Source organism: Anaeromassilibacillus senegalensis (assembly GCF_001261775.1).
Lineage (GTDB): Bacteria > Bacillota > Clostridia > Oscillospirales > Acutalibacteraceae > Anaeromassilibacillus > Anaeromassilibacillus senegalensis.
This window is the reverse complement of record NZ_LN868535.1, coordinates 365,348-381,601: the sequence shown is the minus strand read 5'-3', so window position 1 is coordinate 381,601 and position 16,254 is coordinate 365,348. Positions and strand designations below refer to the sequence as shown.

The 16,254-nt window shown below is 57.0% G+C and carries 3 protein-coding genes and 1 CRISPR repeat array; all 3 genes read right to left on the bottom strand.

Going from position 1 to position 16,254, the window contains the following annotated elements:
* Window positions 1-192 precede the first annotated feature (192 nt).
* Window positions 193-689: direct repeats of the CRISPR family, unit length 32 nt; unit sequence ATTTCAATCCGCAGGCTCGCATGGAGCCTGAC.
* Window positions 690-1,008: 319 nt separating this feature from the next.
* Window positions 1,009-1,596, bottom strand: a complete 588-nt coding sequence (locus BN2106_RS01960) for a hypothetical protein (RefSeq protein WP_050696889.1) — start codon at window positions 1,594-1,596, stop codon at window positions 1,009-1,011.
* Entirely contained in the window at window positions 1,535-8,245 is a 6,711-nt protein-coding gene (locus BN2106_RS01955) for an NPCBM/NEW2 domain-containing protein (protein ID WP_082236319.1), read from the bottom strand. Before BN2106_RS01955 ends, BN2106_RS01960 begins: the two co-directional genes overlap by 62 nt.
* A gap of 687 nt (window positions 8,246-8,932) precedes the next feature.
* On the bottom strand, window positions 8,933-16,210 hold the full coding sequence (locus tag BN2106_RS01950; protein WP_050696887.1) for a glycoside hydrolase family 2 TIM barrel-domain containing protein: 7,278 nt from the start codon (window positions 16,208-16,210) through the stop codon (window positions 8,933-8,935).
* Window positions 16,211-16,254 lie beyond the last annotated feature (44 nt).

Sequence of the window (16,254 nt, the reverse complement as noted above, 5' to 3'; positions counted from 1 at the left end):
CTCCCGCGGCCGGATTTGCCGCGGGAGGCTCTCTGCTTTTTTGATGAACTGACGTGTTTTGCAATCTCCCCATGAATGCGGAGATTGCAAGGTGGAAAAAGGCGTTGCCGCCAGAATCCGAATCGTTTTTCAATCCGCAGGCCCGAATGGGCCTGACTATATCCGCTCGGAAAAGGACATTTTGAAGCTGGTGTTTCAACTCACAGGCCCGCATGGAGCCTGACTTAAATTATATCGTGTAGTACATCTTTTCTCAACTATTTCAATCCACAGGCTCGAATGGAGCCTGACTCTACCGCGTCCCGTGGGACGTCTGGCGGAGCATATTTCAATCCGCAGGCTCGCATGGAGCCTGACGAGGCGTACCCCATCGTGGCCTTTTGCAAGCAGCTCATTTCAATCCGCAGGCTCGCATGGAGCCTGACTTGCGGTTTTCCCTGTCGGGTTTTTCGTTTCTCCCATTTCAATCCGCAGGCTCGCATGGAGCCTGACGCCGGTTTCTGAGCGCGATGATTTTATTTCCAGAATTTCAATCCGCAGGCTCGCATGGAGCCTGACCTTATGTTTTTAAGATAAAGGGTTTCATCAAATAATTTCAATCCGCAGGCTCGCATGGAGCCTGACTCGTAGATGAAGCTCCACCTAGCTGTCCAAATAATTTCAATCCGCAGGCTCGCATGGAGCCTGACAGCAAAAGTCACCCAAAAATTTCCTTTCGTATAGTGCGACGTTTACAAAGAAATCAGAACTTGATGTGACTTTAGTCTTATTCTATTTGATTCCTGCTGAAAACGCAACGTTACTGGAAATAAAATTTGCTTTTTCAGGTGCGAATCCCCCAAATATTTTATGTGTGCTTGATATTCGCACTGCCGCATTCCGCAGAACACCGGATGGATACAAAGAAGGCCGCTTGTTGCAAGCGGCCTTCTCCTGTAATCATACGGGTTTTGTAAGCGCGGGAAAATCTGGGATCGCGGTTTTCTGGTTAGAAAACCGGATGGATTGTTAACCGATGGTTACCACACAGTGCTGCTGTGCGTTCTCACCCTGCATGGTCGTATACACGCCGGTGCTCTGACCGGGTGCGCCAATCGCCCAGACTCTGTAATAGTAGTCGTTGCCAATCTTGGTGACATACTGGGTCTTGAGCACACTGCCGTTGCCCACAGTGAAGTTTGGCATCGCGCTGCTTCCGTTGACGACTGTCATCTTGAAGCAGTAGGCGCTGCCTCTCTTCAGGGTGAAGTTCATCGTCGTGTCGGAACGGACGGACTTCTGGCCCATCACGTTCTGTGCCGCGCTGATCACCGGGTTCGCCGCCACAACCGCCGTACCGTCGCCGGAGGTGTTGCCAACCGGTCTCTTGCTGCCGGAACCGCCGCTGTTGGACGGTTTCTGGTTCGGCTTGTTGTCGGGCTGGACCGGCGGGTCTGCCGGGACCCAGCCGGCGTAGGGCCGCTCCCGTGTCTTTTTACCATCTAGATGTGGATAAGAAGAACGAGCGGGGGTATTGGTGCAACGGGGAGGGCTGTTACGGGCGTCCTGCTCGCCCCCCTTGTGTTGCCGCGCGCTCCCCGCGTGTTCCCCCCCCACCACCCGCCGCCCGGCCCCGGGGGTTGTTCCCACCGGGTTTTTGGCGGCGGGACCCGCCGCTGTTGGACGGTTTCTGGTTCGGCTTGTTGTCGGGCTGGACCGGCGGGTCTGCCGGAACCAGGCCGTCATAGGCCTGCTCTGCGGTGGAGTAAACCGCCGCAATTTCCGCCGGAGTTGCCGCGTCGTTGTGGTAGACGTCCAGCGCGTTATTCAGCGCCGCACGGAGGATCGCATAGCTTGCCTCGGTGTAGTCCGCCGGGTCGAGCGCTTCATAGGTATCGATCAAGTCCTTCAGCGCTTCCTTGTCCGGCGTCATGCGCATGTTCTGAATTGCGTTGTACAGGGCTGCCGCCATCTCGTCGACCTCTGTCTGGGTTGCATTGGCGTCTGCCAGTACGGCCTCCGCCTGCGGCAGAAGTTTAACAAAGGCGTCCTTCTCGTCGCCGTCCATGTACTTGCCGATGTTCTCGTTGATTTCCTGTGCCTGCTGTACAAACGTCTCCAGCGTCTCCTTGTTCGCCTCGAATTCCAGACGCATGATTGCGTCATACAGGTTCTTCGCCGCCTTTTCAACTTCCGCCTTCAGCGTCTCGCCCTCGTCGTTGTAGATTTCTTCCGCGTAGGCAAGCGCCTCGGCATAGCCTTCCTGGCTCTTCGGGGTGAAGTTGTCCAGGTTGAGATTGTCCGCGTAGTTGAGCCAGTATTCCAGCTCATCCTTCGTGCCTTCCTCGAAGGAGAGGTGATGCATTGCGTCAAGCAGTTCCTTCCAGGCGTCGTTTACTTCGTCCTGGGTTGCTTTGTCGTTTTCAAAGACGATCTGTGCGTTTTTGCGCGCCGCAATGAAGCGATCGCGCACGGACTTGACCAGCTTTTTAAGCTGCTCGTCGGTGACTTCGTTTGCTTTTTCCAACAGGGTTTCCAGCACGTCCTTTTTCACGGTGGTGAAGGTGAAGCGCAGGACGGTGTTTTCGTTCGGCATGGTGAAGGTGTAGGTGCAGCCGTCGGCCTCAAACGGGATATCCTCGCCGTTGAGCTGCGCGGTGGCAAACGGGCCGTCCGCCGGGGCAAATGTCAGGGTGATTTCCTTGTCCGCCATGACTTTCGCGCCGTAGATGCCGTTGCCGTCGAGAATGACCTCTGTTTCGCCCGTGACTTCCAGCGCCGCGTTGCCGCCGTACTGGACGCTCAGCACATGAGCCTTCGCAGGTCCTTTTGGCTCCAGAACAACTGCAACGGCGACCGGCTGTGCGGGCATGGTGAAGGTGTACGCTTCGCCTGCCTTGACCGTCTGGGTGGGAACCGTGGTTCCGTCTTCTGCGCTAACTGTAATGGACTTAAACTGCTTGCCTTCCTCGATATCGGAGATGGCAACGGTTACGGTCTCGCCTGCCGCGGCTTCAGTTTTGTCCGTGGTTACCGTTGCAATGCCGCCGTCCACACGCTTGTTGATCGCGTAAACAATGGGAGCCTCTTCCATTTTCAGGAATTTTGCGTCTGCCCAGTCGGCGTTATCGTTGCCATTGGCTCCGTCGCTGCCAAGCGTTGCGACCAATTTGATGCGTTTTACACCGGTGATGTCCAAATTAACGGTCTTTGCCGGCGTTTTTCCGCCCATGTTCCCGCTGTCGTAGACCAGCTTGCCGTCCAGCCAGACCTGGAAATTGACGCTTGCATTTGTCATATTGTATTTCTGATAATCAATGCCGACGTCGCTCATAAACCGGGTGTAGCCCATTCCCTCGATATCGTAAATGAGTTCGGAATACGAGTTCGTCGCCAAGCCCTTATCATAATAGACTCTGCCACCGTTTTTATAGAGGCTGATTTTCGTCGAATCGGAACCGTCATAGCTCAGCACACGGTCACGGCCTACTGTTCCCCAGCCGGTCGGAGTGGAATCGTCCGCCCAATCTAGGTCGGAAAGATAGACATAGCTGCCGATTGTAATGGATACGGTTTTTTCAGCAGAGATCGTTTCGTCCTCTTTGCTGACGGCGCGCAGGCGTACAGTGCCGGGCTTCGTGCCAGCAGGAACAGTCAGAAGACCATCCTCCAGAGTAACGCCCTGCGGCGCGCTGAGCAAGCTCCAATGTGCGTCGACATTTTCATAAACCGTGTCGTTGCTCATTGTTACGGACAGGCGATACGACTCGCTGGCGCCCTGCCCATTCACCAGAGCCACGCTGCCGGGACCCTGCACTTCCATGCTCTTTACGTCGACATCCTCTTCGTAATAGACTGTGGTGTCCATACAGGACGCGTCGCCGCCGTTGTTATTGCTGGCATGTGCTTTCAGTGCGAACTGGATGTGGTCGCCTTCCTGCACTGCGACAGTGGCGTTCATTTTGATTGATCCGGCTGCGCTGCCCAGCTGCTGCCAATCGGCGTTTTCAGGCCAGATCCGTTCACCGTTTTTCATAACATAGGCCTTGACCAGCCCGGCTTCGTTCTGATATTTTTTCAGTTCCATCGCGATATTGAGCGTGCCGTCCTTCGGCGCGACATAGGTGCGGACCGCATCGTTCTGTTTGCCCGGGTGGATGTATCTTGGGCCGGAGCGGCAGTATCTCTCATAGGTGTTGCTGTCCTCATACACGTAATCGCCGTTTTTAACAAAGAGTTCCGCTCCCTGAATCGTGGCGATTTCGTTGTTGGAGAGTTTCATTGCCTGGTAATACCAGCCATTGGCGCCGTTGTGGCCCGGGACATAGGATTCCAGTGCGTTGGAGCGGTAGATTTTGTTCAGCTCGCCGTTGACATGAATTACGTATTCCGTGCTTGCATTTCCATTTGCTGAGGTGATGGAAATCCGGATAGCATTTTCCTCGCCCAGGTCGAACAGCACAACGGGCTGCAGATCGGACAGGCCCTGTCCTTCCTCCGGCTTTTGCAGCTCTGTCCCGTTGATGGTCACGGAGGCAGCCGCATCGAACGGAAGCGCACGGATCGTCAAGTCCGTCTCAAAGCCCTGCAGATCCATCGTGTATTCCTTGGTGTCACTGGCGAAGGCCAATGATTTTCCTTCGATGGAGAGGCCTTTCAAATTATACGCCCGAACCGAATCAATGCCCAGGTCGCGGTAGATTTCAAATTCGGACAGGGTTGCGTTGGAGAACTGTTCCCGGTCCGCATGCTCCTCTATTTCCGTAAACCGGACCTTCACATAGCGGACGTTTTCCGCGGTAAAATAATCCAGAACGCCGTTGGCCTGGGAGGTCTTTGCGTTTTCCACGCGTCTGGTCCAGTCTTTTTTATCGGCGGAAGTGTAAATCTCATACTTGTAGATGATACTGTCGTGCTCCAGGCCGACTCTGGCGTTGCGCACGCTGTACGCCGCGCCCAGGTCAACCGTCCATTCCTGCGGGTTGGCGTCTTCGCCCACGCCGACTTCCTCGCCGCGCCAGATGGTTGATTCGCTGCCGTCGACGGCCAGATCCGGTGTGGCCCCATCGACGCTGCTGGTGGCTTCCGCCTGTTTTCCAAGGGCAAGGTTCTGGTACAGGTCGCTTTCGTCGTCGGGCGTCACGCCTTCATAGACATAGGGCGACAGCCATGCGTATGCTTTGTCATAGCTGGTATCCATATGCTGTGCAACAGCTTTCAGCTCCAGCTTATGCCCGTTGGAAACGTTAATGTCATAGGATTCCGTCTGGCCTGCCTGTAAAGGCTGGCTGGCAAATTTCAGCACGCCATCCAAATAGATATAGAAGACGGCTTCCGCGTTGCTGGAAGCGTCGTTCGGAACGCCTACGGAACCGGTCAATCTCCTGCGGGTTCCCTCCAGATCATAAACGAGGCGGGTGTTGTTTTGCTGAGAGATGCTCTGCCCGTATTTCTTGCCGCCAATGGTCAGGGAGCCAACCTGGTAATAGCTTTGGGCTTCCGCATTCAGCTGTTCCAAATCCTTCAGGTACGCGGACGCGGAATCTCCGCCGCCCGTGTATTCGATCTCCGTAAAGGGCGCCGCTTTTTCCGTCATCGGCTGGGACGTAATGGTGAGTTCCGCCGGTTCCAATCCCTCCGCCTCTACGCGGATGCGGATTTCGCCCGGCTCTTCGCCGGCCTGAATGTATGCGCCGGTGATGCCTGCTTCCGCTTTGATCGGGTTCGCGCCAATCCGCTTGTCCCCGTCGCCGACAATGGATGCATCGCCCGAAAGGATGCTGAACGTCAGCTCGTTGGTCGCGGTGTTGCAGATGGTGCCGTTTTCATCGAGAACGGACGCGTATACCATGATGGCATCGGAGCCGTCCGCGGTGAGCCCGATCTGCTTGTCGTCGGCCTCCAGCTGCAGCTTCTTCGGTGCGCCGGCCGGCCGTGCGGTCTGTGAAGCGATTTCGTTCCCTTCCGCGTCGTACCCCGTGGCGACCAGATAGGAGCCCGCTGTATAAGGCACGTCGATAAACTCAAACGGCGCGTGCGGCAGAATGTCGGTGTTGTTTTCCGTCATCGGCGTCTTTTCCTGGGACCAGAGCGCTTCTCCGTCCTTCATAACCGCAAGCTTGACCATGTCCGCGTTGCTGTATACAAAGATATAGCGGGCGTCGTCTGTGCCGATGCCTTTTTTATCTTCCACGCTTTTGTCGATGACGGGAGCGTGTTCCGTCCAATAACTGGCCACAAACAGCAGGGGGCCGTTATCAATATTCTGTGCGGTGAGCGCCGGGTCCGGCTCTGCGGAACGCTGGCTCGCCATCGCGTAATAGGAGAATTTGGGAATACGGTAGAGGTCCCACAGGCCGCAGGCGGAAATGCTGGGGTCGTAGGAACGGTTGTGGTCGATGCCGACCCAGCTGGTGGACCCGATGAAGCCCGGATCCGCATGCGCACGCTCCGCCATGGACAGGAATGCGCGCCCGGAACCGACCGCGCCGCCGCTGTTGGAGGCCGCCGCGTCTTTCGGCTCGTAATACTGGGTTCCCGGGTGATTGCCGACCAACCGCTTGATCGCCTGCATAAACATGGCGCCTTCGCCTCCGGGATAGAAGGTGTCCGGCCCTCTTGCGGCGCGCCGGTTGTGGAAGCTCTGCGGAGAGTACTGCTCGCGGTAGCTGTCTCCGTATTCACGCTGGAAGCCCACCGCCTTGTCGGACCGGTTGGCGTCCTTATACATGATATCGCTGATGGTGTCCTTTGCGCTGGAAGGAAGGCTCATCAGGGAGTTTTCTGTAGCAACCTTTGCGGAGGGATGCTCCTCCTTGGCGGTCTGTGCCATCTGCTGGGTGAAGGTTCCCGTGACGTTTGTCTCATTCAGCACCGTCTCATACGCCAGGATGCAGGGGCGGTTCCGATCGCGCCGGACCATCTGGCGAATGTCGTTAAACACCCGGTTTTTGAACGTGTCGTTGTTTGTAAAGTTCTGCCAGCCGGGCGTGGGTTCAAGGACCAGAATGCCCAGCTCATCGCACGCGTCCAGAAAATCAACGGACTGTGGATAGTGCCCGGTGCGCACGACGTTGACGCCGCCCTCTTTAAATTTGATTGCATCGCGCCGCTGTAAAGCGGAGGAACCGGCAAAGCCGAGATAGACAAATTCCTGATGGCGGTTGACGCCGATCAGGTCGTCCTGCACTTCTCCGTTGATTTTCAGTCCGTACGATTTGTGCATTTCGATTTTCCGAATGCCGATGCGTGTTTCCACCTGGTCGACCTCGGCACCGTTTACCAAAACCGTGGAACGCAGCGTATGCAGATACGGTGTTTTGAGGTTCCAAAGCTTCGGGTTTTCCACAATGATTTCCTGGGAGGCGGTGTGATCCGCCCCGGCGTCCACGGAAATTCCTTCGGTTACGGCGCTGCCGACGACGGTTCCATCGGCGTCAATCACTTCGTTTGTGACGGAGATTTCCACCGCTTCCGCCTCTTCGTTGCGCACGTGCGTCTGCACGTCGACGGTCGCGGACGCCTCGCTGACTTCCGGATAATCGACCAGAATGCCGCCGCCGGCTACGATGTCCTCATAATTTGCGTTTGTGATATGTACTTCTGGAAGCACTTCCAGCCACGCATCCCGGTAGATGCCGCCGAAATAGGTGAAATCCAGGTTTGCCGCCGGTTTTCCCGGCGGGACGTTCGGGTTGTCTTCATTGGTTGCATGGACCGTAATGACGTTGTCCGTACCGTCCAGCTTTACAACGTCTGTGATATCGATAATAAAGGGGAGAAATCCGCCGTACATGGTGTTGCTGCCTGTTTTTGCCGCAAGCTTGGACGTCATGTGCACGCCGTTGACCCATACGTCGGATACGCCCATGATTCCTTCGAATTCAATATAAAGCTTTTTTCCCGCATACTCCTGAGAAAGCGGAAAATGTTTGACATACATGGCGTCGCCCTGATAGGTGTTTCCCGCACCGCTGTTGATATATGTTTCCAGCCGGACGGTGTGCGGAAGGGAGACGTTTTCCCAGGTTTTCAGGACGTCCATGTCGAAGTCGGGTTGGATGGCGTCTTCAAAATAGTTTCGCGAGAACTTCCAGCCCTGGTTAAAATTGAGCTTTTCTCTCCCCGGGGGCTGCGTACTCTGCACCTGATGGGGAACATCAGCGGCTTGCCCTTTTTCTGCGGCGTACGCGATTGTCGAACTAAAGGCCATCGCGGCAGCCAAAGCAAGCGCGAGGATTCTCCTGCCTCTCTTTGCTTTTATCATGTTGTTGCTCCTTTTCGTCTTTTCCTCATTTCAACTCTTCTCCAATTAACCGGCAGATCATAAATGTTGTCGCGCTGTATCCACATCGGTTGTCTTCCCAAACAAATCGTTTGGATTCACGGTTTTCCAGGCAGGGCTCAAATACCTCCTTTCAGTCCCTGGAAAGTAAGTGTGCTTGCCAATCATAAAATATGTTGCTTTGTCTATGCTTGTGGAAGGAATTTCAGCGTATATGCCAGTTAATTTAGCTCATTGTAAAGTGCTTTTTATGAATTATAGTAACGCAAAAAGAAAAATGCGATTATATTTATCGGCTATTTATGCATTCTGTTATATATAATTAATGAATGTAATATATTTTAAACTCTATATGGCTTGCGTGATCTTTTATATCAAAAAATCTCCCCGTCCGGTGTTATCCAAACGGGGAGATTTTATGGATGGGCTTTGATCTGCACGGATCATTCGCACCGCCGCGTCCCGAAAAACACGAAACAGGTACAAAGAAGGCCGCTTGTTGCAAGCGGCCTTCTCCTGTAATCATACGGGTTTTGTAAGCGCGGGAAAATCTGGGATCGCGGTTTTCTGGTTAGAAAACCGGATGGATTGTTAACCGATGGTTACCACACAGTGCTGCTGTGGACGTATAACGTCATTCGCACCTACGGTGATTTTCAGTGGCAGCAATCAGCCAACCGTTACCACACAGTGTTGCTGCGGTGCTTCGCCCGCCATAGTGGTATACACGCCGGTGCTCTGGCCGGGTGCGCCGACCGCCCAGACTCTGTAATAGTAGTCGTTGCCGATCTTGGTGACATACTGGGTCTTGAGCACACCGCCGTTGCCTACGGTGAAGTTCGGGATCGCGCTGCTTCCGTTGACGACCGTCATCTTGAAGCAGTAGGCGCTGCCTCTCTTCAGGGTGAAGTTCATCGTCGTGTCGGAACGGACGGACTTCTGGCCCATCACGTTCTGTGCTGCGCTGATCACCGGGTTTGCCGCCACAACCGCCGTGCCGTCGCCGGAGGTATTGATGACCGGTTTCTTGCTGCCCGAGCTGCCGCCCTTGTTCGGTTTGTTGGACGGATTGTTGCCGGGTTTTTCGGGCTCTTCCGACGGGTCTGCCGGAACCAGGCCGTCATAGGCCTGCTCCGCGGTGGTATAAACCGCCGCAATTTCCGTCGGGGTTGCCGCGTCGTTGTGGTAGACGTCCAGCGCGTTATTCAGCGCCGCACGGAGGATCGCATAGCTTGCCTCGGTGTAGTCCGCCGGGTCGAGCGCTTCATAGGTATCGATCAGTTCCTTCAGCGCTTCTTTGTCCGGCGTCATGCGCAGGTTCTGAATTGCGTTGTACAGGGCTGCCGCCATCTCGTCGACCTCTGTCTGGGTTGCATTGGCGTCTGCCAGTACGGACTCCGCCTGCGGCAGAAGTTTAACAAAGGCGTCCTTCTCGTCGCCGTCCATGTACTTGCCGATGTTCTCGTTGATTTCCTGTGCCTGCTGTACAAACGTCTCCAGCGTCTCCTTGTTCGCCTTGAATTCCAGACGCATGATTGCATCATACAGGTTCTTCGCCGCCTTTTCGACTTCCGCCTTCAGCGTCTCGCCCTCGTCGTTGTAGATTTCTTCCGCGTAGGCAAGCGCCTCGGCATAGCCCTCCTGGCTCTTCGGGGTGAAGTTGTCCAGATTGAGATTGTCCGCGTAGTTGAGCCAGTATTCCAGCTCATCCTTCGTGCCTTCCTCGAAGGAGAGGTGATGCATCGCGTCAAGCAGTTCCTTCCAGGCGTCGTTTACTTCGTCCTGGGTTGCTTTGTCGTTTTCAAAGACGGTCTGTGCGTTGTCGCGCGCCGCGATGAAGCGATCGCGCACGGACTTGACCAGCTTTTTAAGCTGTTCGTCGGTGACTTCGTTTGCCTTTTCCAACAGAGTTTCCAGCACGTCCTTTTTCACGGTGGTGAAGGTGAAGCGCAGGACAGTGTTTTCGTTCGGCATGGTGAAGGTGTAGGTGCAGCCGTCGGCCTCAAACGGGATATCCTCGCCGTTGAGCTGCGCGGTGGCAAACGGGCCGTCCGCCGGGGCAAATGTCAGGGTGATTTCCTTGTCCGCCATGACTTTCGCGCCGTAGATGCCGTTGCCGTCGAGAATGACCTCTGTTTCGCCCGAGACTTCCAGCGCCGCGTTGCCGCCGTACTGGACATTCAGCACGTGTGCTTTTGCCGGCTCGGTGCTCTTCGGCTCCAGACGGACTGCAACCGTTACCGGTTCGGGAGGCATAGTGAAGGTATACACCTCCCCCGGCTTGACCGGGACGGGCTTCATATTTATTCCGCGCTTCAGCAAGACGACGATGGACTTGAACTGCTTGCCTTCCTCGATATCGGAGATGGCGACGGTTACGGTCTCACCTGCCGCTGCCGCTGCCTTGTCGACTGTGACGGTCGCTTCACCGCCAAAGACTTCCTTGTTGATCGCGTAAATGGTGCTGGTTTCTTCGTTCTTAAAGAGTTTCAGGTCCGCCCAGTCGGCGTGGTCGTTGGCGTCGCGATCGACCATGTCCGCGTGCATACGGATTTCGTCCACGCCGGAGATGTCGATGGAGAACTTCTTCTGCACGGTGCCAACGCGCATGACGCCGCTCTCAAAGGCGGGGGTATCGCTGCCATCCAGGAAGATCTGGAAGTTGATCGTCGCGTTGTCGTTGTGGGACTGCGAGCGGTCGACGCCCACAAAGCCTTCAAACCGGTCAAACGCGCCGTCCAGGTTGTAAACGATGTCGGAGGTCGCATGGGTGCCGATGCCCTTGTCATGCTGGACTTCCTCGCCGTTTTCGCCCATCAGGGTCAGTTTGCCCTCGCCGGCATGGGAATCCTTGCTGGGCTGGTAGCCGGACCAGCCTGTGGTGGCAGAGGTCCAGTCGAGGTCGCTCATGTAGGTGAACTGCGCCACGGTGAAGTTCACGGTGTAGACCCACGCGTCCGCTTCGTCCGCGTTTGCGGGGATAACCTTGATGGTCGCGGTGCCGGGCAGGGAATCCGCCTGGGTGATTTCCGCCTTGCTCTCGGAATCGCTGACCACGATGTCCACCTGCGGGAAGCGGGTGGTGTCTGTGATCATCACGTCGTAAGATTTTTGGTTCTGGTCAAACCCTGCGATTGGGGTTCCGTCCACGGAAATGGATTCCACCAGCTTGTCGGTGATGCCGCTCTTGCTGTTCCGCATCATGTCGCCAACGTTCTTTTCCGCGATCGGGCTGAGACGGAAGCTGTAGTTGTAATCCTTGTTCGGGCGGATGGTGACATATTCTTCCGCTCTGGCGCCCCAGCTCTGCTGGCCGCCAAGGCCGGAGGTGAGCTGGTTGATCTTGAGGTAGATGTCGTCTTCCTGCACGAGCTGGTACGGATGCTTCTTGGTTGCCAGGTCATTCTGCTCAAAGTAGGAGGCGTTTGTCTCCAGGACCTCGCCGTTTGCCGCGCTGACCATAAAGCCCTTGCCGGCCTCGTTGGTCAGGGCAATCCAGCGCACGTCGCTGCGGTTGCCGTGCTCCTGCGGCTCCACATAATGGACGAACTGGTCCATGACGGTGGATTCATAGACGCCGATGTCGTACGCGTCCTGACGGTCGCGGTAGTTTTCCTCGGGGCCTCTGCCGTAGTAGGTGATCTGGTCGTAGTCGCCCTTGATCTTCATCAGGGTGCCGACCTCCGGAATCTCGGACAGGCTGGAGGAGCCGGGATGCAGCGTCTGGTCAAATACGACTTCGCCGTTGCCGTACACGGTGATCACGGCCTGGTAGGTGGACTGCGTGGAGGTGGGCAGGGTGGCGTTCACGGTGAAGCTGACGCCCTTTGTCTCTGCCACGGGCGCGACCTGCACGCCGGTTACGGTGCGGTTCTTGCCCGCGTTTTTCCAGGTTGCGGTGCGGCTTACAAAGCCATTTTCGCGGTCGTTGTCGACCGGAGCCTTAAAGTAGTTCGGCGCGGGGCCGTCCACCAGGTACTCGTCGCCCTGGAACTGGTAGGAAGTCAGGGTGCCCTGCGTCTTGTCGAACACGGCGTTGAAATCGTCGCCGGTGATCGTCACGGTGTTGCCGTCCTCGGTATAGGTGAGGTCCGGCAGGCTGGCCAGGGACTTGTTGGCGTGCTTGGGTGCGTCGACATCCAGCTTGAACTGCTGTTTGGCGACCTCAAAGCCCGCGTCCGCCCAGGAGGTATCGCTCTTGAGCGTCGCGCTGAAGTTGAGCCAGTATTCCGCGCCGGGGGCCGGATCGGTCACGACGGGGAAGTTTTCAATGGTGTAATCCTGCTCGCTCAGCGGGTCTACGACGGCGTTAAAGTTGCCCCTGGCGATCTCTTTTTCGTCCTGCATGAGCGTCCAGTGGAAGTCGTAATCCTCCGTGGTGGTGAACAGGAACTCGTTGACAATGCGGACCACGCCGTTTTCCACGTCGGTATCCTTAAAGTTGATTTCCTGCTGTACCTGCTTGACCTGCGCCAGGGCCGGATGCGGGATGCGGTCTACGGAGACGACGCCGTTCGCAAGGAAGTTGTCGTCGTGGACCGTCTCGCCCCAGTCGCCGCCGTAGGCGTAGTATTTGCCGGGAGCCGCGACCGGGCCGGTCGCCTCGATCGGATCGCCCGCGCGCATCTGCTCAAAGCCGATCCACAGGCGGGTGTTCACGTCGGATGGCTTACGGCTGGTGCTGTTGAACTCTTCCAGCGTCAGAGCCTTGTCGTACACGCGCACGTCGTCGATCAGGCCGGTAAAGGCCCGGCCGCTTTCCTGCGTGCAGGTGCCGATGGAGAACGGATGGCTGGAGCCGGGTACGATGGTCTGGCCGTCCAGGACGGTCTCACCAACCTGCTCGCCGTTCAGGTAGAGCTTGAGGCTTGCGCCGTCGTAAACGCCTGCCACATGCTGCCACTTGTTGATCCAGCCTTCATCGGTCAGATCCGCGGCAACGCTGATATACTGGTCGTAATTGTTGTTCTTTTTGGTTTCGTCATAGATGAAGAATTCCAACTTCTTGCCGTTGGTCTTCAAGGCAAACTGGTTGTCGCCCTTGCCCATGATGGTCTTGTGGCCGGAGAGCGCCTCCGGTTTAACCCAGGCTTCCAGGGTCAGCGGCGTTGTGCCGGTGATGTCCAGGTCGTCCGCGCTTTCCAGCGTCATGGTGCCGCGCAGGGCCTTGTCGCCGGAGGCCGCGCCGGGCTTGCCTTCCGTGCCGTCCGGAACGGACACCGTGTTAGCCGCGTCCTTCGGCACGATGGTGCTGCCGGAGCGCAGGGTGCCGTTGTAGCCGTAGCCGCCCTTGTCGACGGCCTGCGTGGGGATGACGCCCTCTTCGTCGTCAAAGTCGGCCCAGAAGAACACGCGGTACTGGTTGCCGGGCTCGATGTTCGCTTCGTCGATCGCGGCCGGGGTGAGCACTTCCTTGAAGATGCGCACGGAGTCGATCGCGCCGCTGAACGTGCCGCGGTCCGGATACTGGCTGTTGACGCCGATGGAGAATTTCTGGCTGCTCTGATCCATGGCGGTGGAACCGCTGTAGCTGCCCTGGAGTGCGCCGTCGATGTAAATGTTGATGGAAGTGGGTTTCGATGCGCTTTCGTCATAGTTGTAGGAGACGGTTACGCGGTGCTCTTTGCCGAACCAGTCGGCGGGCGCGGGCGCGTTGACCTCTTCCCAATCTTTGCCGAAGTAGAACTGGACCAGCTCCTCGCCGTCCTTGGTCTTGAGGTGCTGCAATGCGTACTGCTGGTCGCCCTTGCCGACGATATAATTGAACACGCGGTCAGAGGCGTTGTCGTAGCCGGCGGGTTTCTCCGGGGTGAGCGATACGTCGATGGTGAAGGTCTTGCCGACCACCACGCCGTCCGCCATGTCCGTATTGCCGGTGTAGAAGTTCAGGTATGGGGTGCTGTCAAAGACCGCGCCGCCGCGCAGCACATTGTTGACAATCGGGGTGGTGCTGACCCGCTCCAAAGAGCCGGTGTAGGAGTTGCGCAGGTTGGAGGCCTCGTCCAGCAGGCCGGTGCCCTCCGTGGAGGTCGGCAGGTCCCAAACCGGGGTCTGGTCCGCCCAGTCCCACATAAAGCCGCCCTGCGCCTGGGGCTCCACGCGGAAGATGTCCCAATACTTTTTATAATAGCCGGTGCTGTTGCCCATGGCATGTGCGTATTCGGACATGATATACGGCTTGATGTTGTTGCCGTTACAGTAGCTGGTCACGCTGCTGTAGGCCGGGTACTGCACGCTCATGATGTCCGTCCAGCGGTTGTCGCGCTCGTACTTGATCGGGCGGCCGTCGTCGCGCTCCTTGGTCCACTCGCTCATCAGCTTGAAGGCGTTGCCGTTGGCGGGCGTCCACTCCTCACTGGCCTCATTGCCCAAGGACCAGATGACGACGGAGGGGAAGTTCTTATCGCGCTCGACCATGTTGATCATGCGGTCGAGCGTCGGCGCGCGCCATTCCTCGATGTTGGACGGGAAGTTGCCGCGCACATCGTGGGATTCGTCATTCGCCTCGTCACAGATATAAATGCCGTACTCGTCGCACAGGTCATAGAAGTTCGGGTCGTTCGGATAATGCGAGGTGCGGATGGCGTTGACGTTGCTCTGCTTCATCAGCTTGATGTCTTCTTCCAGGAAGTCGCGGGGCAGGTAGCGGCCGTACTCCGGATGCACCTCATGGCGGTTGAAGCCGCGCAGCATCATGCGCTCGCCGTTGATGGTCATCATCTGCTTGCTGCCGTAGTCCTTGCCGTTGTACATGCCGATCTCTTTCAGCTCGATCTGGCGGAAGCCCACGCGCTGGCCGATGTTCTCCACGACGTTGCCGTCCGCGTCCACCAGCTGGAGCAGCAGATTATAAAGGTAGGGATCTTCCGCGGACCACTTGTGCGGATTGTCGATCACCAGGTTTTTGCTGATCTTGACTTCGTCTTTGCCCGCCGGGATCGCGTTCACGGGGAGGGAGACGTCGTCAAACACGACCTTGCCGTCCGCGTCCAGCAGCTTCGCCTTGACGGTGTAGCCCTCCGCGGAAACATCGTCGTGCGTGCGCACATCGACTTCCATGCTGAGGTTCATGTCGGTATAGGTATCGTCCGTAAAGGTGGTGCGCACAAAGTAATCGCGCAGTTCCACCTTGTCCTTGGAGTACAGCTCCACGTCGCGGAAGATACCGGACAGGCGGATGTAGTCCGCGTCTTCCAGCCAGGTGCCGTCGCACCAGCGGTAAACGCGCAGGGCCATGGTGTTTTCCCCGGCCTTCAGGTACGGGGTGATGTTGAAGTCGTGCATGGTAAAGCTGTCTTCGGAATAACCCACGTACTGCCCGTTGATATACAGGTAGAAGCAGGATTCCACGCCCTGGAAGGAGGCGAAGACCTCGCGGCCATCCCAGTTCTCGGGCAGGGTAAAGGTCTTTTTGTAGTGGCCGACCGGATTGTACACCGTCGGGGCGAGGGCGGTCTGCCAGTCGCCGCGCGGCTCATAGTTGGTCCAGGGGTATTTGATGTTGGTGTAGATGGGCACGTCGTACCCTTCCATCTGCCAGCTGCAGGGGACCATGATATTGTCCCAGCTGTCGGTGTCGTAGTCGTCGTTCTGGAAATCCATGATCGCGTCGGCGGGCTTGTCCACCAGCTTGAATTTCCAGTCGTCCCCGTTCAGGAGCATGTAGTAGTCGGACGCTTCGCGGTCGCGCGCCAGCGCCTTTTCCTCCGTGTCGTACGGGATAAAATAGCTGCGCTGCGGCTCGCGGTTTTCCTCGTAAACCTTGGTCACGGAAAACCGGCTGTCGCCCTCCACCGGTTTGGTGGCGTTGTACCAGTATTCCCCGTCAAAGGCGGGGTCCGCCGGGGTGCGCGCGCTGCCGGTGTCGGCCAGCGCCTGGGTGAGTCCTGTGCCCGTCAGCGCCATAACCAGCGCCAGGAGCACTGCGAGTGCTTTCTTTTTTTTCATAGGTTCCTCCCTTTCTTTCCTTCCCCATCACAATGTATGGGACA